Annotated in this window: 33 protein-coding genes and 2 pseudogenes; 3 read left to right on the top strand and 32 right to left on the bottom strand. The window is 61.6% G+C overall.

What is annotated here, in order from left to right; translation table 11 throughout:
• The first annotated feature begins 4 nt into the window (after positions 1-4).
• Positions 5-820 carry an MBL fold metallo-hydrolase gene (locus tag IG197_RS00980; RefSeq protein WP_192316369.1) on the top strand — a complete coding sequence of 272 codons (816 nt, stop codon included), beginning with the start codon at positions 5-7 and terminating at the stop codon, positions 818-820.
• Positions 821-1,081: 261 nt separating this feature from the next.
• Positions 1,082-2,033: pseudogene (locus IG197_RS00975) on the top strand (IS30 family transposase).
• A 64-nt stretch (positions 2,034-2,097) separates the two neighbouring features.
• On the opposite strand, the gene IG197_RS00970 reads toward IG197_RS00975, so the two are convergent.
• Positions 2,098-2,331: a hypothetical protein gene (locus IG197_RS00970; protein ID WP_192316367.1), complete on the bottom strand. Its 234-nt coding sequence runs from the start codon at positions 2,329-2,331 to the stop codon at positions 2,098-2,100.
• A gap of 81 nt (positions 2,332-2,412) precedes the next feature.
• On the opposite strand from IG197_RS00970, the gene IG197_RS00965 reads away from it, so the two are divergent.
• Positions 2,413-3,039, top strand: coding sequence for a trans-aconitate 2-methyltransferase (locus IG197_RS00965; protein ID WP_067961926.1), 627 nt, complete (start codon positions 2,413-2,415; stop codon positions 3,037-3,039).
• Positions 3,040-3,105: 66 nt separating this feature from the next.
• Here IG197_RS00965 and IG197_RS00960 read toward each other — a convergent pair whose 3' ends face one another.
• The 31 genes and pseudogenes from IG197_RS00960 to rplC form a co-directional block, all read right to left on the bottom strand.
• Positions 3,106-3,534, bottom strand: a complete 429-nt coding sequence (locus tag IG197_RS00960) for a DUF6691 family protein (protein WP_192316365.1) — start codon at positions 3,532-3,534, stop codon at positions 3,106-3,108.
• A gap of 2 nt (positions 3,535-3,536) precedes the next feature.
• Positions 3,537-3,965 (bottom strand): annotated as a pseudogene (locus tag IG197_RS00955) (YeeE/YedE family protein).
• Complete coding sequence (locus IG197_RS00950) at positions 3,962-4,312, bottom strand: helix-turn-helix transcriptional regulator (protein ID WP_067961920.1); 351 nt, start codon at positions 4,310-4,312, stop codon at positions 3,962-3,964. The pseudogene IG197_RS00955 and the gene IG197_RS00950 overlap by 4 nt, the downstream one beginning before the upstream one ends.
• A gap of 233 nt (positions 4,313-4,545) precedes the next feature.
• The gene (locus IG197_RS00945; RefSeq protein ID WP_192316364.1) at positions 4,546-5,856 is read right to left on the bottom strand and encodes a replication-associated recombination protein A; all 1,311 of its coding nucleotides are present in this window, start codon (positions 5,854-5,856) and stop codon (positions 4,546-4,548) included.
• A 60-nt stretch (positions 5,857-5,916) separates the two neighbouring features.
• Positions 5,917-7,398, bottom strand: coding sequence for a DegQ family serine endoprotease (locus IG197_RS00940; protein ID WP_192316362.1), 1,482 nt, complete (start codon positions 7,396-7,398; stop codon positions 5,917-5,919).
• A gap of 196 nt (positions 7,399-7,594) precedes the next feature.
• Positions 7,595-8,023 carry a 50S ribosomal protein L17 gene (gene rplQ, locus IG197_RS00935; RefSeq protein WP_067961913.1) on the bottom strand — a complete coding sequence of 143 codons (429 nt, stop codon included), beginning with the start codon at positions 8,021-8,023 and terminating at the stop codon, positions 7,595-7,597.
• 109 nt (positions 8,024-8,132) lie between these two features.
• Positions 8,133-9,143: a DNA-directed RNA polymerase subunit alpha gene (locus IG197_RS00930; RefSeq protein ID WP_055976463.1), complete on the bottom strand. Its 1,011-nt coding sequence runs from the start codon at positions 9,141-9,143 to the stop codon at positions 8,133-8,135.
• A 94-nt stretch (positions 9,144-9,237) separates the two neighbouring features.
• Positions 9,238-9,627 (bottom strand): 30S ribosomal protein S11, encoded by a 390-nt coding sequence (gene rpsK / locus IG197_RS00925; RefSeq protein ID WP_055976460.1) that lies wholly within the window; start codon positions 9,625-9,627, stop codon positions 9,238-9,240.
• A 130-nt stretch (positions 9,628-9,757) separates the two neighbouring features.
• Positions 9,758-10,126, bottom strand: coding sequence for a 30S ribosomal protein S13 (gene rpsM, locus IG197_RS00920; RefSeq protein WP_055976458.1), 369 nt, complete (start codon positions 10,124-10,126; stop codon positions 9,758-9,760).
• Between the two features lie 188 nt (positions 10,127-10,314).
• Positions 10,315-10,905 carry an adenylate kinase gene (locus IG197_RS00915; RefSeq protein ID WP_192316360.1) on the bottom strand — a complete coding sequence of 197 codons (591 nt, stop codon included), beginning with the start codon at positions 10,903-10,905 and terminating at the stop codon, positions 10,315-10,317.
• Positions 10,902-12,242, bottom strand: a complete 1,341-nt coding sequence (gene secY / locus IG197_RS00910) for a preprotein translocase subunit SecY (RefSeq protein ID WP_067961908.1) — start codon at positions 12,240-12,242, stop codon at positions 10,902-10,904. Before secY ends, IG197_RS00915 begins: the two co-directional genes overlap by 4 nt.
• Before the next feature lie 133 nt (positions 12,243-12,375).
• Positions 12,376-12,849 (bottom strand): 50S ribosomal protein L15, encoded by a 474-nt coding sequence (gene rplO, locus IG197_RS00905; RefSeq protein ID WP_192316358.1) that lies wholly within the window; start codon positions 12,847-12,849, stop codon positions 12,376-12,378.
• Positions 12,850-12,870: 21 nt separating this feature from the next.
• Positions 12,871-13,068, bottom strand: coding sequence for a 50S ribosomal protein L30 (gene rpmD, locus IG197_RS00900; RefSeq protein WP_067961904.1), 198 nt, complete (start codon positions 13,066-13,068; stop codon positions 12,871-12,873).
• Between the two features lie 28 nt (positions 13,069-13,096).
• The gene (gene rpsE / locus IG197_RS00895) at positions 13,097-13,666 is read right to left on the bottom strand and encodes a 30S ribosomal protein S5 (protein ID WP_109577154.1); all 570 of its coding nucleotides are present in this window, start codon (positions 13,664-13,666) and stop codon (positions 13,097-13,099) included.
• 128 nt (positions 13,667-13,794) lie between these two features.
• Positions 13,795-14,154, bottom strand: a complete 360-nt coding sequence (rplR, locus tag IG197_RS00890) for a 50S ribosomal protein L18 (RefSeq protein ID WP_192316356.1) — start codon at positions 14,152-14,154, stop codon at positions 13,795-13,797.
• A 129-nt stretch (positions 14,155-14,283) separates the two neighbouring features.
• Complete coding sequence (gene rplF, locus IG197_RS00885) at positions 14,284-14,775, bottom strand: 50S ribosomal protein L6 (protein WP_192316354.1); 492 nt, start codon at positions 14,773-14,775, stop codon at positions 14,284-14,286.
• 35 nt (positions 14,776-14,810) lie between these two features.
• Positions 14,811-15,209: a 30S ribosomal protein S8 gene (gene rpsH, locus IG197_RS00880; RefSeq protein WP_067961896.1), complete on the bottom strand. Its 399-nt coding sequence runs from the start codon at positions 15,207-15,209 to the stop codon at positions 14,811-14,813.
• A gap of 12 nt (positions 15,210-15,221) precedes the next feature.
• Positions 15,222-15,527 (bottom strand): 30S ribosomal protein S14, encoded by a 306-nt coding sequence (gene rpsN, locus IG197_RS00875; protein WP_067961894.1) that lies wholly within the window; start codon positions 15,525-15,527, stop codon positions 15,222-15,224.
• Between the two features lie 27 nt (positions 15,528-15,554).
• On the bottom strand, positions 15,555-16,112 hold the full coding sequence (gene rplE / locus IG197_RS00870) for a 50S ribosomal protein L5 (RefSeq protein ID WP_067961892.1): 558 nt from the start codon (positions 16,110-16,112) through the stop codon (positions 15,555-15,557).
• The gene (rplX, locus tag IG197_RS00865) at positions 16,105-16,419 is read right to left on the bottom strand and encodes a 50S ribosomal protein L24 (protein WP_067961890.1); all 315 of its coding nucleotides are present in this window, start codon (positions 16,417-16,419) and stop codon (positions 16,105-16,107) included. Before rplX ends, rplE begins: the two co-directional genes overlap by 8 nt.
• A gap of 12 nt (positions 16,420-16,431) precedes the next feature.
• Positions 16,432-16,800: a 50S ribosomal protein L14 gene (gene rplN / locus IG197_RS00860; RefSeq protein WP_006205457.1), complete on the bottom strand. Its 369-nt coding sequence runs from the start codon at positions 16,798-16,800 to the stop codon at positions 16,432-16,434.
• A gap of 68 nt (positions 16,801-16,868) precedes the next feature.
• Positions 16,869-17,108 (bottom strand): 30S ribosomal protein S17, encoded by a 240-nt coding sequence (rpsQ, locus tag IG197_RS00855; RefSeq protein WP_055976426.1) that lies wholly within the window; start codon positions 17,106-17,108, stop codon positions 16,869-16,871.
• 11 nt (positions 17,109-17,119) lie between these two features.
• A complete protein-coding gene (rpmC, locus tag IG197_RS00850; RefSeq protein WP_018427849.1) occupies positions 17,120-17,320 on the bottom strand; it encodes a 50S ribosomal protein L29 in 201 nt (66 codons plus the stop codon).
• A 13-nt stretch (positions 17,321-17,333) separates the two neighbouring features.
• Positions 17,334-17,747, bottom strand: a complete 414-nt coding sequence (rplP, locus tag IG197_RS00845; RefSeq protein ID WP_055976423.1) for a 50S ribosomal protein L16 — start codon at positions 17,745-17,747, stop codon at positions 17,334-17,336.
• A gap of 27 nt (positions 17,748-17,774) precedes the next feature.
• On the bottom strand, positions 17,775-18,494 hold the full coding sequence (gene rpsC, locus IG197_RS00840) for a 30S ribosomal protein S3 (protein WP_067961888.1): 720 nt from the start codon (positions 18,492-18,494) through the stop codon (positions 17,775-17,777).
• On the bottom strand, positions 18,494-18,883 hold the full coding sequence (gene rplV / locus IG197_RS00835; protein ID WP_055976417.1) for a 50S ribosomal protein L22: 390 nt from the start codon (positions 18,881-18,883) through the stop codon (positions 18,494-18,496). The genes rpsC and rplV overlap by 1 nt, the downstream gene beginning before the upstream one ends.
• Position 18,884: 1 nt before the next feature.
• Entirely contained in the window at positions 18,885-19,163 is a 279-nt protein-coding gene (gene rpsS / locus IG197_RS00830) for a 30S ribosomal protein S19 (RefSeq protein WP_055976414.1), read from the bottom strand.
• A gap of 15 nt (positions 19,164-19,178) precedes the next feature.
• Positions 19,179-20,012, bottom strand: coding sequence for a 50S ribosomal protein L2 (gene rplB, locus IG197_RS00825; protein ID WP_055976411.1), 834 nt, complete (start codon positions 20,010-20,012; stop codon positions 19,179-19,181).
• A gap of 22 nt (positions 20,013-20,034) precedes the next feature.
• The gene (locus IG197_RS00820; RefSeq protein ID WP_067961884.1) at positions 20,035-20,328 is read right to left on the bottom strand and encodes a 50S ribosomal protein L23; all 294 of its coding nucleotides are present in this window, start codon (positions 20,326-20,328) and stop codon (positions 20,035-20,037) included.
• Entirely contained in the window at positions 20,325-20,945 is a 621-nt protein-coding gene (gene rplD / locus IG197_RS00815) for a 50S ribosomal protein L4 (RefSeq protein ID WP_055976408.1), read from the bottom strand. Before rplD ends, IG197_RS00820 begins: the two co-directional genes overlap by 4 nt.
• The gene (gene rplC / locus IG197_RS00810) at positions 20,945-21,655 is read right to left on the bottom strand and encodes a 50S ribosomal protein L3 (protein WP_067961881.1); all 711 of its coding nucleotides are present in this window, start codon (positions 21,653-21,655) and stop codon (positions 20,945-20,947) included. Before rplC ends, rplD begins: the two co-directional genes overlap by 1 nt.
• Between the last annotated feature and the right edge of the window lie 21 nt (positions 21,656-21,676).

Raw genomic sequence — 21,676 nt, 5'->3', positions numbered from 1 at the left:
CGCCATGGCCGACGTGCTGCGCCTTACCATTCTGGGTTGCGGCTCGTCGCCAGGCACGCCGCGCATCACCGGCGACTGGGGCGCCTGTGACCCGACAAACCCGAAGAACAGGCGCACCCGCGCGGCCGCCATGGTCGAGCGCATTTCCGACACCGGCGTCACGCGCGTCGTCATCGACACGGGGCCGGATTTCCGCGCCCAGATGCTGGCCGCCGGCATTCGCCACATCGACGGCGCGGTCTACACGCACCCGCATGCCGACCATATCCACGGCATTGACGACCTCCGGGGCTATGTGCTCGAGCGCGGTAGCCTCGTTGATATCTGGGCCGACGTTTTCACGCTCGACAGGCTGAAACAGGCATTTGGCTACTGCATCGAAACGCCGCCGGGCAGCTCATACCCACCGATCGTGCGGCCGCATGCGATCGCGCACGACCAACCATTCGTCATAACGGGAGAGGGGGGTGCCCTCACCTTTCTGCCGCTGCCGCAGATCCATGGCGACATCATCTCGCTCGGCTTCCGTGTCGGGCCTCTGGCCTATTGTTCCGACGTCAGTGACTTCCCTGATGCGACGGTCACATTGATGATGGGCCTGGAACTGCTCGTCGTCGACGCCTTGCAGCATAGGCCGCATGTCAGCCATCTGTCGCTCTCGGAGGCGTTGGAGTGGATCGGGAAGCTCAAACCAAGCAAGGCCGTGCTGACCCATATGCACGTGCCGCTGGACTACGCCGCCGTCATGGACGCCACGCCGGCACATGTCGAACCGGCCTATGACGGCATGACGATCGAAATGCCATTTTCGACAGAGTGATAAGCCGACAGTTTGACGCGCGCCTGAGTGGCATCGCAGCCGGCCAATAACGCGCATTGCGGCGAATGCGTCCAAGCCGATCGTCAGCCAAGCTTGCAGAGACGACCGGGAACAGCAAAAACCCAGCTAATCGGCGTTTCTGAAAAGTTGAATTGTTCCATAATCTATCTTATGCGACTTAAATTTGTAGCCGGGTGGGTTCTACCTTGAAGTGCGACTTTGCAGCGATACCAATGGGTTATCGCACGCAAGGAACCGCAGATGAGACGCACCTACTCCCAGATCGATTTGGATGAACGCCGTAAGATCGAGCGCTGGCGCCAAGCCGGAGTAAGTGTCGACGCGATCGCTGAGAAGCGCGGACGCCATCTCTCGACGATCTTCCGCGAGATCGCGCGGAACAAGTTCGAGGATCGGGAGATGCCCGATCTGACCGGCTACTTCTGCGATATCGCAAGCTTGTTCGACATCCGCAGCTCCAGGCCGCAATCATCGAGCGGATCAAACATGGTTGGTCGCCGGCGCAGATAGCCGGCCGGTGGCTTGCGAGCGCAGCAGCGTCCGCGTCTGCCACGAGACGATCTACCGCTTTGCCTATTCCAGTGACGGCCGCGACATGAAGCTCTGGCGCCACTGCCGGAAGCGCGTGCCAGGCGCCGGCCGCGCTATGCGCGGCGTCGCCATGGCCGACGGTTCAGCCCGGAATTGAGCATTTTGCACCGTCCTGACATCGTCCGGGACAGAAAACAGCTGGGGCACTGGGAATGCAACCTGCTGCAATTCCGCAAGAAGTTCGGCAAGGTCAATGTGACGTCACTGGTTGAACGGGTCAGTCGCTTCACGGTCTTCCTGCGCAACAACGACCGTCAGTCAAAACCGATCATGGATGGATTGATCGAGGCGCTGGCGCCCCTGCCCGCTGCAGCACGTCGTTCCATCACCTTCGACCGCGGCACGGAATTCACCGACTGGCCCTACCTGCAGGCCGGCCTCGGTGTTCAGCGACCCACAGTCTCGATGGCAGAAAGGTACCGTCGAGAACACCAACCGGCGCGCTCGCAAATGGCTGTCGCGTGACACCGACCCACTGCCCTTCGATGACCGCCACCTCAAGCAAGCGGGTGCTCATCTCAACGCGACACCACGTAAATGTCTTGGCTTCAGAACGCCAGCGGAAGTGTTCAGGCACAAGCTTCTGGCTGCCCGGCGATGAACCAGCTACCTTGCCATGGCTCAAAGTCGCACTTCGCCCAGAACTCACAATGCGAACGTCACGATCAAAAGTCGATTGATCCGATCATCCGCGTTGCCTCGGCCAGCTCTTGCGCTATTTCCGGATCGCCAACCCCCATAGCAATGTGTACGTTGCCAGCACGATGTTTGCCGCTGTGGTAGCGGGCGATCGAAAACTGGAGCGCTCCGACGCCCGAGTTGCGCGCAAGCGTCGGCGGTGCGTCGCGCGGCAAATCGTCGGTTACATCGAACCAATCCGCTGGCAGGTCGAGCAGCAATCCGTATCACAACGAGTGACTGTATGCGGCAGCGGAAGCGCTTTAGCCTTGTTGTTGCTATGATGGCCATGGAGACAGGACGTGACGTCGGACAGGCAACGCAAAACCCATTGGGACGGCATCTACGGTACCAAGGCCGAAGACGCAGTCAGCTGGTATCAGCAGTCGCCGGAGCAGTCGCTGACGCTGCTTGAGCTCGTCGGCGCCTCACCGGCATCAGCCGTCATCGACATCGGCGGCGGCGTCTCGCATCTGGTCGACGTGTTGCTCGGACGAGGCTTTGACGATGTCACCGTGCTGGACATCTCGCAGGCAGCACTTGATGCGGACCGCGCGCGCCTTGGACCGGACGCAAGCCGCGTGACCTGGATCCGCAGCGACGTAACCGCATGGCGGCCGGACCGCGGCTACGACATCTGGCATGACCGCGCCGCGTTTCATTTCCTTACCGAGGCCAGCGATCAGGAAACCTACGCCACGGTATTGGACAGCGCGCTGAAGCCCGGCGGCCATGCGATCATCGGCACTTTCGCACCCGACGGTCCTGAGAAATGCAGCGGGCTGCCGATCGTCAGGCACGATGCCGGCAGTATCGGCACATTGCTGGGCGACGGCTACGAGCTCGTCGACACGCGCCGCCACGAACACAGGACGCCATGGGACAGCGTGCAGCTATTCCAGTTCAGCACGTTCCGCAAACGGGGCTGACGACCACCCTGCCCGTATATTAGTCGTTACTGGATCGCCGCAAGGTCGCGGCGGCACAGCAACAGGTCATGCCGGTGCCGCGACGCGCCTGGATTCAAACACCCTGGCCAGCCACATGCCGACAAGCATCATTGGCAGGAAGGCATATGTGCCGGCAGCTCCGAGCGTGGTTGCCGTCAGTGCTGGCCCCGGGCAAAAGCCGCCAAGTCCCCAGCCGATGCCGAAAATGGCCGAGCCCAACAGAAGCGGCCAGTCGATCTCCGTCTTGGCCGGAAGCTGGAACGCGGCAGCGGCCAACGGCTTTGAGCGTTTCAATACAAGGCGATAGCCGACGAATGCGGTGATGACGGCGCCACCCATGACCAAGGCCAGCGACGGATCCCAGGTGCCAGTCACGTCAAGGAAATTCAACACCTTGGCCGGGTCGGACATGCCTGAAACAACGAGGCCTATGCCGAACACCAGGCCAAGCGCGAGATTGACAAGAAACGACATGGTCAGTCTCCTAAGACGTGCCGGACGATGAAAACCGTGACGAAGGCCGTGGTCATGAAGGTGACGGTGGCAAGCAGCGACCGCATCGACAGCCGCGACAGCCCGCAGACACCGTGTCCACTGGTGCAGCCGCTGCCATAGACCGAACCAAAACCGACCAGCAGACCGGCGATGGCCATCAGCGACAGGTTCGATGAAACGGTCTGGAGCACCTCGTTTCCGGATGCCATCAGATAGATCAGGGGTGCGGCGACCACGCCGAGAACGAAGCCGAGGTGCGACGGGAAAGCACCGTCGGCTTAGGGCGGCAAAAGGCGGCTGGCGATGCCGCTGATGCCCGCTATGCGCCCTTCCCAGGCTATCAGCAGCACGGCCGCCAGGCCGATCAGGATGCCGCCTATTGTCGACGCGATGGGGGTAAATTCAGTCATTGTTCCTGCTTTTCGTTCGAAATTGGCGCGGTCGCCGGCGCACAGAACATGCGGTAGAGCAGCGCAACCATTTCCGCGACGCGCTCGTCGGCCAGACGATAGAAGACCGACTTCGATTCCTTGCGGCCGGCAATCAATCCGGCGTCGCGCAGCTCGGCGAGCTGTTGCGACAGGCCCGGTTGTCGGATGTCGAGGCGGTCTTCGAGGGCGCGCACCGAACGCTCGCCGTCGACGAGGGCACAAACGATCATCAGGCGATTGGGATTGGCGAGCTTCTTCAGAAATTCTGAAGCCTCCCCCGCCCGTTCAAGCAGTTCAGATATCGCCTTGTTGGCTTCGGGATTCACGGCATTGACCTCGGTTTGGATTTGCGCATGTCCGGATCGCCCTAGCGTCCGTTTGACGGCGCCCGCATTGGTTCGCTTTCATAAATTACGTATATATGATTGCATTTTTTTGCAATCGATACTCTGCATATGTCAAGGCGCGAAACGAAGCGTGCGGATTGGCAAACGGCAGAAATTGGTCATGGACCGAGCTCGCGTCCGGGCAAATGTGCAACGGACGACATCGCCGGCGACTAGTCGTCGGAGTGGCTGCGGTTGGCCTTGTTGCGTGCCCAAAATTCGAGGCGTTTTTTGATGTCGCGTTCAAAGCCGCGTTCATTGGGCGCGTAGAATTCCGGACGGTTGGCGCCGGCAAGCTCATCTGGCATGAATTCCTGGCCCGAAAACGCGTCGGGATAATCGTGGTCGTACTTGTAGCCCTCGTGGTAGCCGAGTTCCTTCATCAGCTTGGTCGGGGCGTTGAGGATGTGCTTTGGTGGCGCCAGAGAACCAGTCTGCTGGGCCATGGCAATCGCCTGGTTGAAACCCATATAGGACGCGTTCGACTTGGGCGCCGTCGCTACATAGGTGATCGCCTGGGCCATGAACAGGCGCCCTTCCGGCCACCCTACCCGCTCGAACGCCGTCCAGGCAGCGATGACCTGCGGCATCGCCTGCGGGTCGGCCATGCCGACGTCTTCGGATGCGGCGCAAGCCAGGCGGCGGAAGATCGTCGCCGGAGATTCGCCGCCGACAACCATGCGCGCTGCCCAGTAGAGCGACGCCTGCACGTCGCTGCCGCGCAGGCTTTTATGGAAGCAGCTGAGCATGTTGTAGTGCTCTTCCTGCCCCTTGTCGTAGACCGGAGCACGCTTCTGCACCGTCTCGGCGAGGCCGCCGACATCGAGCACCACGCCTGGAGGCAGCGCGAGCAGCTCCTCGCAGAGCCCGATCAGGTAGCGCCCATCGCCATCCGCCATGGTTAGAAGTGTATCACGCGCGTCAGCGTCCAGCGGCAGCTTCCTGCCGGCATGCGCCTCGGCCCGCTCGGCCAGGATGGCAAGGTCAGGCTTCTCGAAACGTTTGAGCGTGTAGACCTTGGCACGCGACAGCAGAGCCGCAACAAGGCTGAAGCTCGGGTTCTCCGTCGTCGCACCGATCAGCACGATGGTGCCGTCCTCGACATGCGGCAGCAGCGCGTCCTGGGTGGTTCTGTTGAAGCGGTGGAGCTCATCAACGAACACCACCGTCTGGCGCCCTGCCCCGCTGCGCAGCTGCCTGGCAGCGTCCACGACCTTCCTGAGGTCGGCGACACCAGAGAGAACCGCTGAGAGCTGAACAAAATCGAGACCGATTTCCTTGGCGACCAGCCGGGCAATCGTCGTCTTGCCGACGCCTGGCGGCCCCCAGAGGATGAAGGACGATGCCTTTTTCGACTTGACCATGCGGCCGATCGGACCGTCGGGACCGAGGATATGGTCCTGACCGATGACCTCGCTGAGGCTTTGCGGACGCAATGTCTCGGCAAGCGGGCGCGGCACGACCTCGTCGAAGAGAGAGCTCATGCGGTGGCCCTCCCCACGATCCAGTTATGTGCCACGTCCAGTTCGAGCATGGTCAAACGCTCAGTAGCGCAGCATCTGCCGCATGATGCGGCCGTCGCGCTCGACGGTGAAGCGCCACCAGCGTGTATCCTCTTCGGAAAGCAGCTTGAGCTTCTCTGCGGTGTCGATCGTTTCACCGTTGAGCTCGCGCACGATGTCGCCGGCCTGGAAGCCGAAACCGGCGGCCGCCGAGCCGCCGTCAACGCCGACAATCACGACGCCTTTGGTGTCGGTCGCAACGCGCAGGCGCTGAGCCAGGCGCGGCGACAGCACGGCGACCTTGGCGCCGGCAAACGGGCTGCGGCCGCCCAGCAACACCTCGTTCGTGCTGGCGCCTTCCGGCGCGCGCTCGAGCGCCACTTCAACGGCCTTTTCCTCGCCCTTGGTCAGAACCGACAGCGTCGCCTTGCCGCCGATCGGCTGGGTCGACAGGCGATAGTCGAGCGCTTCCATATGCTCGATGGCGGCTCCGTTGAACGACAGAACGACATCGCCGGGCTTGAGGCCGGCGCGTGCCGCCGGACCGTTTTCGTCGACGGACGAAATCAGCGCGCCGGAAGGATGGTCCATGCCGAGCGATTCTGCGATCTGTGGCGTCACCGGCTCGAACGAGGCACCAATGAACGGCCGTTCGAAGAACTCCGCGCCGCCCTTGGCCGCCTCGGTGAAGGCGCGCACCATATTGGAGGGAATGGCGAAGCCGATGCCGATCGAGCCGCCGGTGCGGCTGAAGATCGCCGTGTTGATGCCGATCAACTGGCCGCCCATATTGATCAGCGCGCCACCGGAATTGCCCGGATTGATGGCGGCGTCGGTCTGGATGAAGAAGCCGGAATCGGAGACGCCGATATGCGTGCGGGCCAGTGCCGAGACGATGCCGCTGGTCGTGGTCTGGCCAACGCCGAAGGGATTGCCGATGGCAAGAACGAGATCGCCAACCTGTAGCGCGTCGGAATCGCCGATGGCGATCGTCGGAAACGGCTTGTCGGAATCGATCTTCAGCACGGCAAGGTCGAGCGAGTCGTCCTTGAGCAGAACTTTTGAAGTGAATTCACGGCCATCCGACAGAGCGACCTTCACCTGGTCGGCGTCCTGGACGACGTGATTGTTGGTGACGACGATGCCGCTCGCATCGACCAGTACCCCGGAACCGAGCGAGGAGCGATTGCGCGGCGCGCCACGGCCGAAGAATTGCTCGAAGAATGGATCGCCCTCAAAGGGCGAGCGTGCCTTCACCTGCTTGGAAGCATAGACGTTGACCACTGCGGCAGACGTATCCTTGACCAGCGGCGCGAAGGAAAGCTGCATCTCCTCGCGGCCGAAGGGCACGCGACGGTCGGGGCCGGGCGTGGCCGTGCCATCCTTGCCGCCGTTCAAAAGGTCCGTCAGCACATCCGACAGGCCGGGATCCTCGGCGGGCTTGGTGGCCTCCTGGGCCGATACACCACCTGCAACGGCCATCCAGGCACCCAGCGCAAGCAGCAAATAACGTTTCGCACGCATTGCGAATCCTCCAACGTCTAGTCGGCGCCATTGTCGCGACGATTGTGCAAATTGAAAGGCTGTATGCGCGCGAAAGCGCTTATTTCCGCATAGTTGGCGCGGGATGCGGAACAACCGCTGCAGCCTTTTCTGGCGGTCGCCCAAAACAAAAGGGGCCGCGAGGGCCCCTTCGGTTCAAAACAACGATGCGGGCTGCTTATGCAGCTTCAGCTTCGTTGGCAGCTTCGGCTTCGAGGCGAACGCGGTCGCCGGCGCCCTTGGCGGAGGTGTCGCGATCGACGAACTCGATGACTGCCATGGCGGCGTTGTCACCGCGGCGGAAGCCAGCCTTCATGATGCGCAGGTAGCCGCCGTTGCGGGTGGCGTAACGCGGCGCGACGACGTCGAACAGACGCTTCACGACGTTTTCGTTGCCGATCTGGGCGATCACCTGGCGGCGGGCATGCAGGTCGCCGCGCTTGCCGAGCGTCACCAGCTTCTCGACGATCGGACGCAGGTCCTTCGCCTTTTCGAGCGTGGTCACGATCTGCTCGTGCTCGATCAGCGAGACCGAGAGGTTGGCGAACATGGACTTGCGGTGGCTTACGCTGCGGGCGAAGCGACGGCCTTTGAAACCGTGGCGCATGGCTCTTTTCCTTCTTCACTTGTTCAAGAGGCCACGGCCTCTGATGGTTTTCCGCAAGGCCGTCGGACCGGAATATCCGGTCCTAGGAACCTTGCTCGACTAAGTCGTCTTAGTACTGGTCTTCGTATCGCTTGGCGAGGTCTTCGATGTTTTCCGGCGGCCAGTCCTGCACTTCCATACCGAGGTGCAGGCCCATCGCGGCCAGAACTTCCTTGATCTCGTTGAGCGACTTGCGGCCGAAATTCGGAGTACGCAGCATTTCTGCTTCCGTCTTCTGGATCAGGTCGCCGATGTAAACGATGTTGTCGTTCTTCAGACAGTTGGCCGAACGGACCGAAAGCTCCAGTTCGTCGACCTTCTTGAGCAGCGCCGGATTGAAGGCAAGCTCGGTAACGGCCTCGGCTGCAACTTCCTTCTGCGGCTCGTCGAAGTTGACGAACAGAGCGAGCTGGTCCTGTAGGATGCGAGCAGCGAAAGCCACCGCGTCCTCACCGGTGATCGAACCGTCGGTCTCAATGGTCATGGTCAGCTTGTCGTAGTCCAGAACCTGGCCCTCGCGGGTGTTCTCGACCTTGTACGAAACCTTCTTGACCGGCGAGTAGAGGCTGTCGACCGGGATGAGGCCGATCGGAGCATCTTCTGCGCGGTTGCGTTCAGCCGGGACGTAGCCCTTGCCGGTGTCGACGGTGAACTCCATACGGATCTCCGCACCCTCGTCGAGCGTGCAGATGACGTGGTCGGGGTTCAGGATCTCGACGTCGCCGACCGTCTGGATGTCGCCGGCGAGCACGGCACCGGGGCCCTGCTTGCGAACGACCATGCGCTTCGGGCCGTCGCCTTCCATGCGGATGGCGATTTCCTTGATGTTGAGCACGATATCGGTGACGTCCTCACGAACGCCGCCGATGGACGAGAACTCATGCAGCACGCCGTCGATCTGGACGGCAGTGACGGCAGCGCCGCGAAGCGACGACAACAGCACGCGACGGAGCGCGTTGCCCAGCGTCAGGCCGAAGCCACGCTCGAGCGGTTCGGCGACGAGCGTGGTCAGCGTCTTCTTCTTGGACGAGAACTCGATCTTGTTTGGCTTGATCAGTTCCTGCCAGTTTTTCTGGATCATATTCGCTTCCTTCCGTTGCCCCGCCACCATCCAATCGTGGCGGGCGACCTGGAAACCGTAACGAGCGCCCAAGGCGCTCGCACGGGGTGAAATATTAGACGCGACGCTTCTTGCGCGGGCGGCAGCCGTTGTGCGGGATCGGCGTCACGTCGCGGATCGACGTGATGGTGAAACCCGCAGCCTGGAGCGCGCGCAGCGCCGATTCACGACCCGAACCCGGACCGCAGACTTCGACCTCGAGCATACGCATGCCATGTTCCTGGGCCTTCTTGGCGCAGTCTTCGGCAGCCATCTGGGCAGCGAACGGGGTCGACTTGCGCGAACCCTTGAAACCCTGTGCACCGGCCGACGACCAGGCAATCGTGTTGCCCTGGGCATCGGAGATGGTGATCATGGTGTTGTTGAAGGTCGAATTCACGTGGGCGACGCCCGACGAGATGTTCTTGCGTTCGCGACGACGAACGCGAGCGGCTTCCTTAGCCATGGTAGTCCTTTCAGTTGATCTCTTCACCGCCGTAATACCAGCGGCTACACCAGCCTGCTTTTAAGGTGTCAGGCCGAACACCCGCCCATAAAAGGCGAAACCGGCGGGCCGAAACCCGCCGGGAACGAAATTACTTCTTCTTACCGGCAATTGCCTTGGCCGGGCCCTTGCGGGTGCGCGCATTGGTATGCGTGCGCTGGCCGCGGACCGGAAGCGACCGGCGGTGACGCAGGCCGCGGTAGCAGCCGAGGTCCATCAGGCGCTTGATGTTGATCGAAACTTCGCGGCGCAGATCGCCTTCGACCTGGTAGTCGCGGTCGATGGTCTCGCGGATCGACAGGACTTCAGCATCGGTCAGCTGGTTGACGCGGCGCTCAGCCGGGATGCCGACCTTCTCGACGATCTCCTGGGCGAACTTCTTGCCAATGCCGTGAATGTACTGAAGCGCAATCACAACGCGCTTGTTGGTCGGGATGTTAACGCCGGCTATACGAGCCATTTTCTCACTCCATTTGGGCCGGACTGTGCCGGCGCTTCAAGTTGCCCCGCGTCCGGTGGAGGCCGGCCCATGCGGGTTTTCCGTATCAATATGACTATGCGCCCTAACGGGCAAACACCGTCATGCCTGAATGGAAGACGGGCCGCCATACGCCAGTACGGCCCGTCAGTCAAGCACGACGGCTGTTTTTAGTGCGTGACCGCTGCGATGATAGCTTCAATCTGCGCGGTAACGTCGTCCATGTCGGCCATTCCGTCGACCTGCTTGAGCAGGTCGTTGGCATAGTAGTAGCCGATCAGCGGCGCCGTCTTCTTGTAGTACTCGCGCAAGCGTTCTTCGAACACCTCGGCATTGTCGTCCTTGCGAACCGGTTGGCCAGCAGCCTGTGCTTCCTCGGCGCGCTTCAGAATCCGGCCAACGAGTGCCTTGTCGTCGACGACGAGCTCGATCACCACGTCGAGATGCAGGCCGCGTTCGGCCAGCATGTCAGCGACTGCATCGGCCTGCGCCAGCGTGCGCGGGTAACCGTCGAGGATGAAACCCTTGGCGCAGTCGTCCTGGTCGATTCGCTCGGCGACGATGGCATTGACGATCTCGTCCGAAACCAGCTCGCCGGCGTCCATGACGGCCTTTGCGCGCTTGCCAACTTCCGTCTCGGCCTTCACTGCGGCCCGCAACATGTCACCAGTGGAAAGCTGCGGGATACCGTGCTTTTCAACCAGCCTCTGCGCCTGAGTGCCCTTCCCCGCCCCGGGCGGTCCCAGCAAAATAAGCTTCATCTTCCCCTCTTACCTCCACGGAGCTTCGACTTCTTGATCAGCCCCTCGTACTGGTGGGCGATCAGGTGACCCTGAATCTGCGCCACGGTATCAAGGGTTACATTGACCACGATCAGAAGCGAAGTACCACCAAGGTAGAACGGAACGCCGGTTGCCGAAATCAGGAACTCGGGCATCAAGCAGATGACGACCAGGTAGGCAGCGCCGATGACGGTGACGCGGGTCAGCACGTAGTCGATATATTCCGCCGTTCGTTCGCCGGGGCGATAGCCGGGGATGAAGCCCGAATGCTTCTTCAGCTGGTCGGCAGTGTCCTTCGGATTGAAGACGATTGCCGTGTAGAAGAAGGCAAAAAAGACGATCATCGCGGCGTAGAGCAGCATGTAGAGCGGCTGACCATGGCCGAGAGCGGCCATGACAGTGCTCACCCAGCCGGGCAGCGTTGCGGTGTTCGAGAAGCCCGCGACGGTCGCCGGCAACAGCAGCAGCGACGAGGCGAAGATCGGAGGAATAACGCCTGCGGTGTTCAGCTTCAGCGGCAGGTGCGACGTATCGCCCTGGAACATCCGATTGCCGACCTGGCGCTTCGGATACTGGATCAAAAGGCGACGCTGCGCACGCTCGAAGAAGACGATCAGGGCAATGACGACGATCGCCAGAACGATGATCGCGAGAATCAGGCCGGTCGACAGAGCACCGGTGCGGCCGAGTTCCAGCGTGCCGCTGATGGCGCTCGGCAGGCCTGCGACGATGCCGGCGAAGATGATCAGTGAAATGCCGTTGCCGATGCCGCGCGCGGTGATCTGCTCGCCGAGCCACATCAGGAACATTGTGCCGCCGACAAGCGTGATGACCGTCGAGGCACGGAAGAACATGCCCGGATCGGTAACGATGCCGTTGCCGCCCTCGAGGCCGGCGGAAATACCATAAGCCTGGACGACCGCCAGCAGCACGGTGCCGTAGCGGGTGTACTGGTTGATGATCTTGCGGCCCTGCTCGCCTTCCTTCTTCAGCGCTTCAAGCGACGGCACGACGGACGTCATGAGCTGCATGATGATGGAAGCGGAGATGTAGGGCATGATGCCGAGCGCAAAGAGCGCCATGCGCTCGACAGCACCACCGGCAAACATGTTGAAGATGCCGAGCACGCCGCGGCTCTGCTGGGTGAAAGCCTGCGCAAATGCGTCGGGGTTGATTCCCGGAAGCGGAATGTAGGTACCGAGGCGGTAGACCAAAAGCGCGCCAAGCGTGAACCAGATACGCTTCTTGAGGTCTTCGGCCTTGGCGAAGGCTGCGAAATTCAGATTGGATGCTAGTTGTTCAGCAGCCGATGCCATTCAGGGTACTCCGCTTGGTCACGCCGAAATGCCGCGATGGGCGCGGCGCGTGTCACCGAAGCCACGAGATAGGCTCCGGGAGGCAAACATGCAAGCGGCGGTATCTCTACCGCCGCTTACTTTGCAAAGCCTTTTACTCGGCGGCTGCCACTTCAGGCAGCTTCACCGATCCTCCAGCCTTTTCGATCTTCTCGATCGCCGGCTTGGAAGCGCCGGCAACATCAAAGGCCACCTTGGCCTTGAGTTCGCCGTCGCCGAGGATGCGGACGCCGTCCTTGACGCGGCGAATCACGCCGGCCTTGACGAGCGCCTCACCGGTCACGGCCTCCTTTGCGTCGAGCTTCTTGGCATCGATCGCGGCCTGGATGCGGGCCAGCGAAACGGTGACGAAGCTCTTTGCAAAGATGTTGGTGAAGCCGCGCTTCGGCAGGCGACGGTAGAGCGGCATCTGGCCACCCTCGAAGCCGTTGATCGCGACGCCCGAGCGAGCCTTCTGGCCCTTCACGCCGCGGCCGCCGGTCTTGCCGGAGCCGGAGCCGATACCACGGCCAAGACGCTTCTTGGAGTGGGTCGCGCCGGCGTTGTCACGCAGATCGTTGAGTTTCATCTTCTATCTCCTGCGCTCGGCTTACGCCTCGTCCACAACGCGGACGAGGTGCTGGACAGCTGCGATCATGCCACGCACCGAAGGAGTATCCTCCAGCGTGCGCTTGCGATGCATCTTGTTGAGGCCGAGGCCGACCAGCGTTGCACGCTGTTCCTTCGGACGACGGATCGGGCTGCCGATCTGCTCGACGGTGATGGTCTTGGTTGCTTTCTTGGCCATGGTCATTGTCCCTGGTCAGCTCGAGCGACTATTCTTCAGCCGCTACGGCGGTGCCGCGGCGGGCCTGAAGCGTCGAGTACTTGATGCCGCGCTGTGCAGCCACATCCTTCGGATGCATCTGGCTCTTCAGCGCATCGAAGGTCGCACGAACCATGTTGTACGGGTTCGACGAACCCATCGACTTGGCGACGACGTCGTGCATGCCGAGCGTCTCGAAGACAGCGCGCATCGGACCGCCGGCGATGATGCCGGTACCCTGCTTGGCAGAGCGGAGCAGAACGCGACCTGCGCCCCAACGGCCTTCAACATCGTGGTGTAGCGTACGACCCGAGCGGAGCGGCACGAAGATCATGTCGCGCTTTGCCGATTCGGTTGCCTTGCGGATCGCTTCCGGCACTTCGCGCGCCTTGCCGTGACCAAAGCCAACGCGGCCCTTCTGGTCGCCGACGACGACGAGTGCTGCAAAACCGAAACGCCGGCCGCCCTTGACGACCTTGGCGACGCGGTTGATGTGGACGAGCTTATCGACGAACTCGCTGTCGCGCTCTTCGCGGTCACGGCTACGCTCGCGACCACCTTCCCTACGTTCTTGTGCCATATTCCTATCCTTATTTTTTTCCGGAAGCACGGGGGTTAAAAACCAAATCCGGCGTCTATAGCGTCGCCGGATTTATTGCAACTGCTCAGTAATGCGGCGCAGCGCCACGCGCTACGCCGTAGACTGCATCAGAAGTTGAGGCCACCTTCACGCGCGGCTTCGGCAAGTGCCTTGACGCGGCCGTGATAGATGTAGGCGCCACGATCGAAAACGACGTCCTTGACGCCAGCCTTCGAAGCACGCTCGGCGATCAGCTTGCCAACCGCGGTCGCGGCAGCAGTGTCGGCGCCGGTCTTCAGCGAGCCCTTGAGATCCTTCTCGAGGGTTGAAGCGGCAGCGAGCGTACGGCCGTTGGCGTCGTCGATGACCTGGACGTAGATGTTCTTCGACGTGCGGTGAACCGACAGGCGCGGACGGCCGTTGGCGACCTTCTTGATCTGGCGGCGGATACGCGCCGAACGGCGCAGGGTGGATTCTTTCGAAGCCATAGTAGCAGTTCCTTGCCTTCTGAAACGGGCGCGGCCATCTGCGGTAAGCCCAATTGCTTCCCGCGACCGCGCACCGCGGCGTTGTTGTTACTTCTTCTTGCCTTCTTTGCGGACGATCTTCTCGCCTGCCTAGCGCACGCCCTTGCCCTTGTAAGGCTCGGGACCGCGGTATTCGCGGATCTCGGCAGCGACCTGGCCGACCTGCTGCTTGTTGATGCCGTTGACCACGATTTCGGTCGGCTTCGGCACCGTGATGGTGATGCCTTCCGGCGTCTGATAGACGACGTCATGCGAGAAGCCAAGTGCCAGCTGCAGGTTCTTGCCCTGGAGCGCTGCACGGTAACCGACGCCGGTGATCTCGAGCTTCTTTTCGAAGCCGTCCTTAACACCCGTCAGGATGTTGACGATCTGCGTCCGCGACATGCCCCACTTGGAGCGCGCGTCCTTCGACTGGTCGCGCGGCTGAACAGCGATTTCGCCGTTTTCCATCGTGACCAGAACTTCGTTGTTGACCACGAACTTCAGCTCGCCCTTGGGGCCCTTGGCCGTGACGGTCTGGCCGTCGACGGAAGCGGTAACGCCCTGCGGAAGCTGAACGGGTTTCTTGCCAATACGAGACATAGTCCTCGTGCCTTTCTTGTTTCAGCCTACGCAGATCAGAAGATCTGGCAGAGGATTTCCCCGCCGACGTTCTGTTCGCGCGCTTCGTGGTCGGCCATCACGCCCTTCGGGGTCGAAAGGATCGAGATGCCGAGGCCATTGGCAACAGGCGGAATCGACTTGGACGAGACGTAGACGCGGCGGCCCGGCTTGGAGACGCGGGCGATTTCGCGGATAACCGGCTGGCCGTCGAAGTACTTCAGCTCGATTTCGATCTCGGACTTGCCGTTTTCGAAGTCGGTCTGGCTGTAGTCGCGGATGTAGCCTTCCGCCTTCAGCACGTCGAGAACACGGGCGCGCAGCCTGGACGCAGGCGTCGACACGGTCGACTTCTTGCGGCCATAGGCGTTGCGGATGCGGGTCAGCATATCGCCGAGAGGATCACTCAAAGACATGTCAAATGCTCCTTACCAGCTCGACTTGACCAGACCGGGGATCGCCCCGATCGAGCCCAGGTCGCGAAGCGCGATACGCGACATCTTAAGCTTGCGATAGTAGGCGCGCGGGCGGCCGGTCACTTCGCAGCGATTACGAATACGGATCTTTGCCGAGTTGCGCGGCAGCGCGGCGAGCTTGAGCTGCGCGCGGAAGCGTTCCTCGATCGGCTTGGCCTGATCCATGACGACGTCCTTGAGGGCCTTACGCTTGGCAGCGTACTGGTCCACAAGCTTGCGGCGCCGATTGTTCTTCTCGACTGAGCTGGTCTTTGCCATTTCAGATTTTTCCTTTTCTCGCTGCCGTTACTGCCGGAAGGGGAAGTTGAAGGCCTTGAGCAGAGCCCGGGCTTCTTCGTCCGTCTTGGCGGTCGTGCAAACGATGATGTCCATACCCCACATCTGATCAACCTTGTCGTAGTTGATCTCGGGGAACACGATATGCTCCTTCAGGCCCATAGCGTAATTTCCGCGGCCGTCAAAGCTTTTCGGGTTCAGACCGCGAAAGTCGCGAACGCGCGGCAATGCGATGTTCACGAGGCGGTCCAGAAACTCGTACATGCGCTCCTGGCGGAGCGTCACCTTGGCGCCGATCGGCATCTGCTCACGCACCTTGAAGCCGGCGATCGACTTGCGGGCGCGGGTGATGACCGGCTTCTGGCCGGCGATCATGGCCAGGTCTTCAGCGGCAACCGACGGCTTCTTCGAATCCGCGGTGGCTTCGCCAACACCCATGTTGAGCACGATCTTGTCGATGCGCGGAATCTGCATGACGTTGTCGTACTTGAACTGTTCCTGCATCGCCTGGCGGATGGTCTCGTTGTAGACCTTCTTCAGACGCGGCTCGTTGGTTGCCTTAGCCATTGATGACTTCTCCCGAGCGCTTGGCGACACGCACCTTCGTGCCGTCCTTCTGGACCTGGAAGCCGACGCGGGTCGGCTTGCCATCCTTGGGGTCGACGAGCGCGAGGTTCGACAGGTGGATCGGCGCTTCCTTGGTAATGATCCCGCCCTCTTGGGTCTGGGACTGCTTCTGGTGGCGGCGGATCATGTTCACGCCGCGGACAACTGCCTTGTCTTCCTTCGGCTGGACAGACAGCACCTCGCCGGTGCGGCCCTTGTCCTTGCCGGCCAGAACGACAACCTTGTCGCCTTTACGGATCTTCTGCATTGTTCCGGCTCCTTACAGCACTTCGGGCGCGAGCGAGATGATCTTCATGTGGTTCTTGGCGCGGAGTTCGCGCGGAACCGGCCCGAAGATACGCGTGCCGATAGGTTCTTTCTTGTTATCGACAAGAACGGCCGCGTTCTTGTCGAAACGGATCACGCTGCCGTCCGGACGACGAATGTCCTTGGCCGTGCGAACCACGACCGCCTTCATCACGTCACCCTTCTTAACGCGGCCGCGCGGAATGGCTTCCTTGATCGACACCACGATGATGTCGCCAACAGAAGCATACTTCCGCTTCGAGCCGCCCAGCACCTTGATGCACATGACACGACGGGCGCCGGAATTATCCGCGACGTCGAGGTTTGTTTGCATCTGAATCATGACTGGCCGCCTTCTTCTTCTCTAACGGGATGGGCTACCGCCCTCCCCGGCTTGTCCAAAATTCGTTGTTACGCCTGGTCCGGGGTGATGACGACCCAGCGCTTATCCTTGGAAATCGGCTTCGATTCCTGGATAGACACCTGATCCCCCACCTTGTGGGCGTTGTTTTCGTCGTGCGCCTTGTAGTTCTTCGACATACGCACGGTCTTCTTCATCACCGGGTGCGTGAAGCGACGCTCGACCTTGACGACGACCGTCTTCTCGTTCTTGTCGCTGACGACCGTACCCTGCAGGATGCGCTTTGGCATGGTTTTCGTCCTTAAGCCTTCTTGCCGGCCGACTTCTCGGCGGCGATGGTCTTGATACGCGCGATGTCCTTACGAACTTGTTTCACGCGCGCCGTCTTTTCCAGCTGACCGGTCGCCTTCTGGAAGCGCAGGTTGAACTGCTCCTTCTTGAGGCTGGCGAGCTCGTCAGTGAGCTGGTCCTGGGTCTTCGTCCTGATGTCCGAGGCTTTCATGATCAGCCCTTCCTTATTCTGCGATGCGCTGAACGAAGCGCGTCCTGACCGAGAGCTTGGCGGCGCCGAGACGCAGCGCTTCACGCGCCACTTCCTCAGAGACACCATCGATCTCGAACATCACGCGACCTGGCTTGATGCGGCATGCCCAGTAGTCGACGGCGCCCTTGCCCTTACCCATGCGGACTTCGGTCGGCTTCGACGTGACGGGGACGTCCGGGAAAATACGGATCCAGACGCGGCCCTGACGTTTCATTTCGCGGGTGATCGCGCGGCGAGCCGCCTCGATCTCACGCGCGGTGACGCGGTTCGGCTCAAGCGCCTTCAGTCCGAAGCCGCCGAAATCCAGGTTGGTGCCACCCTTCGCGGTACCGTGGATGCGGCCCTTGAACTGCTTACGGAACTTTGTGCGCTTTGGCTGCAGCATCGTTCTAACTCCAAATTCCTATGCGTATCAGGCGTTTTCGCGACGGCGGCGCTCAGGGCGCTCGCCAGCATGCGAATGCTCGCCTTCGGTTGCGCGACGCTCGGAAGCCATCGGATCGTGCTCGAGGATCTCGCCCTTGAACACCCACACCTTGACGCCGCAGATGCCGTAGGCGGTCTTTGCCTCGGCAGTGCCGTAGTCGACGTCGGCGCGCAGCGTGTGCAGCGGAACGCGACCTTCGCGGTACCACTCCATACGAGCGATTTCAGCGCCGCCGAGACGGCCCGAGCAGTTGATGCGGATGCCCTCTGCGCCGAGACGCATGGCCGACTGCACCGCGCGCTTCATGGCGCGACGGAAGGCAATGCGGCGCTCTAGCTGCTGTGCGATCGACTGTGCGACCAGCGTAGCGTCGGTCTCCGGCTTGCGAACCTCGACGATGTTGAGGTGCGTCTCGGACTTCGTCATCTCCATCAGCTTCTTGCGAAGCTTTTCGATGTCGGCGCCCTTCTTGCCAATGATCAGGCCCGGACGTGCTGCGTGAATGGTCACGCGGCACTTCTTGTGCGGACGTTCGATCACGACCTTGGAGATCGCGGCCTGCTTCAACTCGGCTTCAAGATACTTGCGGATCTTGATGTCTTCGTGGAGCAGCTGGCCGTACTCACCGGTGTTTGCGTACCAACGCGAGTCCCAGGTGCGGTTGATGCCGAGGCGGAGACCAATTGGATTGATTTTCTGGCCCATTATGCGGCCTCCCCTTTCTCTTCGACTTCACGAACGACGATCGTGAGGTGCGAAAACGGCTTCTCAATGCGGCTGGCGCGACCACGGCCACGAGCGTGGAAACGCTTCATGACGATCGACTTACCGACAAAGGCTTCCGCCACCACCAGTGCATCGACATCGAGGTCGTGATTGTTTTCCGCGTTGGCGATAGCCGATTCGAGGGTCTTCTTAACCGTTCCGGCGATGCGCTTGCGCGAAAATTCCAGATCCGAAAGCGCGGTCGCTACCTTCTTGCCGCGGATAAGCGCGGCAACGAGGTTGAGCTTCTGCGGGCTGACCCGGATCGTGCGGAGGACCGCACGTGCCTCGTTGTCAGCAAGCCTGCGCGGAGCTTTGGCCTTGCCCATGTTACTTCCTCTTTGCCTTCTTGTCCGCGCCGTGACCGTAGTAGGTCCTGGTGGGAGCGAACTCACCGAACTTGTGGCCGACCATGTCCTCGTTCACCGAGACCGGGACGTGCTTCTGGCCGTTGTAGACACCGAAGGTGAGGCCGACGAACTGCGGCAGGACGGTGGAGCGACGGCTCCACATCTTGATCACCTCATTGCGACCGCCTTCACGAACCTTCTCTGCCTTCTTGAGCAGATAGCCGTCAATGAACGGGCCTTTCCAGACTGAACGAGTCACTGGCGTTACCTCTTCTTAGCTCTTGCGCTGATGGCGCGAGCGCAGGATGAACTTGTCGGTCGCCTTGTTGGACCGCGTCTTCTTGCCCTTGGTGGGCTTGCCCCACGGGGTCACCGGATGGCGTCCGCCCGAGGTGCGGCCTTCACCACCGCCGTGCGGATGGTCGACCGGGTTCATGGTCACGCCGCGGTTGTGCGGACGCTTGCCACGCCAGACCGTACGACCGGCCTTGCCGTCGTTGATGTTGCCGTGGTCCGGGTTGGACACGGCGCCGACGGTGGCAATGCAGAGACCGCTGACGACGCGCTGTTCACCCGAGTTGAGGCGAAGGATCGCCATGCCCTGGTCGCGGCCGACGAGCTGGGCGTAAGCACCAGCCGAACGAGCGACCTGACCGCCCTTGCCGGGCTTCAGCTCGATGTTGTGGACGATCGTGCCGACCGGCATCGAAGCGAGCGGCATTGCATTGCCCGGCTTCACGTCGACCTGCTCACCAGCGATGATCTTGTCGCCGGCCTGCAGACGCTGCGGAGCAATGATGTAGCTCAGCTCACCATCGTCGTACTTGATCAGTGCGATGAAGGCGGTGCGGTTCGGATCGTACTCAAGACGCTCGACCGTGCCGACGACGTCGAACTTGCGACGCTTGAAGTCGATGATACGGTACGAACGCTTGTGACCGCCGCCGATGAAGCGAGCCGTGATGCGGCCGTAGTTGTTACGACCGCCCGACTTGGTCAGGCCTTCGGTCAGACCCTTGACGGGCTTGCCCTTGTGCAGACCCGAGCGGTCGACGATGACCAGCTGGCGCGTGCTCGGCGTTACTGGCTTGAATTTCTTAAGTGCCATTGTCCTGTCCTCTCAGCCCAGCTCAGAGACCCGTCGCGACGTCGATCGACTGGCCATCGGCCAGCGTCACTACCGCCTTCTTGACGTCGCTCTGGCGGCCGATCGTGCCGCGGAAGCGCTTCACCTTGCCCTTGCGGACCAGGGTGTTCACAGCAGTCACCTTCACGCCGAACAGCGCTTCGACGGCAGCCTTGATCTCGGGCTTGCTCGCCTTCTTGGCGACATTGAAGACGACCTGGTTGTTTTCCGAAGCCATGGTCGACTTTTCAGTGATCGCCGGCGAGACGATCACGTCATAGTGGCGGAGATCCGTCATTTGAAGCGCTCCTCGAGAGCCTCGACGGCGGCCTTCGAAAGGACCAGCGTGCCGCGGCGCAGAATGTCGTAAACGTTGATGCCCTGGATCGGCAGGACATCGATGTTCGGGATGTTGGTCGCTGCGCGCTTGAAGTTGAGGTCAAGCTCAGCACCACCGATCACCAGGGCATTGGTCAGGCCCAGCGTCGCGAAGTTCGCGATCAGCGCCTTGGTCTTGCCCTCGGCGAGCGTCAGCTCGTCGACGATGATCAGGTTCGATGCCTTGGCCTTGGCCGACAGGGCGTGCTTCAGGCCGAGAGCGCGGACCTTCTTGGGAAGGTCATGCTCGTGGCTGCGAACGACCGGGCCGTGGGCCTTGCCGCCGCCGCGGAACTGCGGAGCGCGTGCCGAATGGTGACGAGCGCGGCCCGTACCCTTCTGCTTGTACATCTTGGCGCCGGTGCGCGCGATTTCCGCGCGGCCCTTGGCCTTGTGCGTGCCCTGCTGCTTCTTGGCGAGCTGCCAGCGCACGACGCGCTGGAGAACGTCTTCGCGCGGGTCGAGGCCGAAGATCTCTTCCGAGAGCTCAACCTTGCCGGCATCCTTGCCTGCGAGGGTTGTAATCTTGAGGTCCATTATTCCGCTCCCTCGTTGGCCGGAGCCTTGTTGCTGGCAGCGCGGATCGCAGCCGGCTTCGGCGCGTTCTCAGGAAGCGCAACCTTTGCGGCGTCGCGAACCAGGATCCATGCACCCTTAGAACCCGGAACCGCGCCGCGGATCAGGATGAGACCGCGATCGGTGTCGGTCGAGACGACCTCCACGTTCTGGGTGGTGACGCGAACGTCGCCCATGTGGCCGGCCATCTTCTTGCCCTTGAACACCTTGCCCGGGTCCTGGCGCTGACCGGTCGAACCGTGAACGCGGTGCGACAGCGAGTTGCCGTGGGTGGCACGGCCGCCGCCGAAGTGGTGGCGCTTGATGACGCCCTGGAAGCCTTTACCGATGGTCGTGCCCGTCACGTCGACCTTCTGGCCAACGACGAAATGCTCGACGGTGATCTCGGCGCCAACGTCCAGCATGTTGTCTGCGGAGACGCGGAACTCGGCAACCTTCGACTTCGGCTCGACGGAAGCGGCAGCGAAGTGACCGCGCAACGCCTTCGTCGTATTCTTGACCTTGGCCAGGCCAACGCCGAGCTGAACGGCAGTGTAGCCATTCTTCTCTTTGGTCAGCTGCGCCACGACCTGGCAGTTCTCCATGCGGAGAACGGTGACGGGAACGTGTTCGCCAGCGTCATTATAGACGCGGGTCATTCCCACCTTCTGTGCAATTACACCTGAACGCATCGGTTCGTTTTCCTTCAGAGG

This window comes from Aminobacter sp. SR38 (assembly GCF_014843375.1).
GTDB lineage: Bacteria > Pseudomonadota > Alphaproteobacteria > Rhizobiales > Rhizobiaceae > Aminobacter > Aminobacter ciceronei.
Note: the sequence above shows the minus strand (reverse complement) of the source record. Positions and strands in the feature narration are given on the sequence as shown.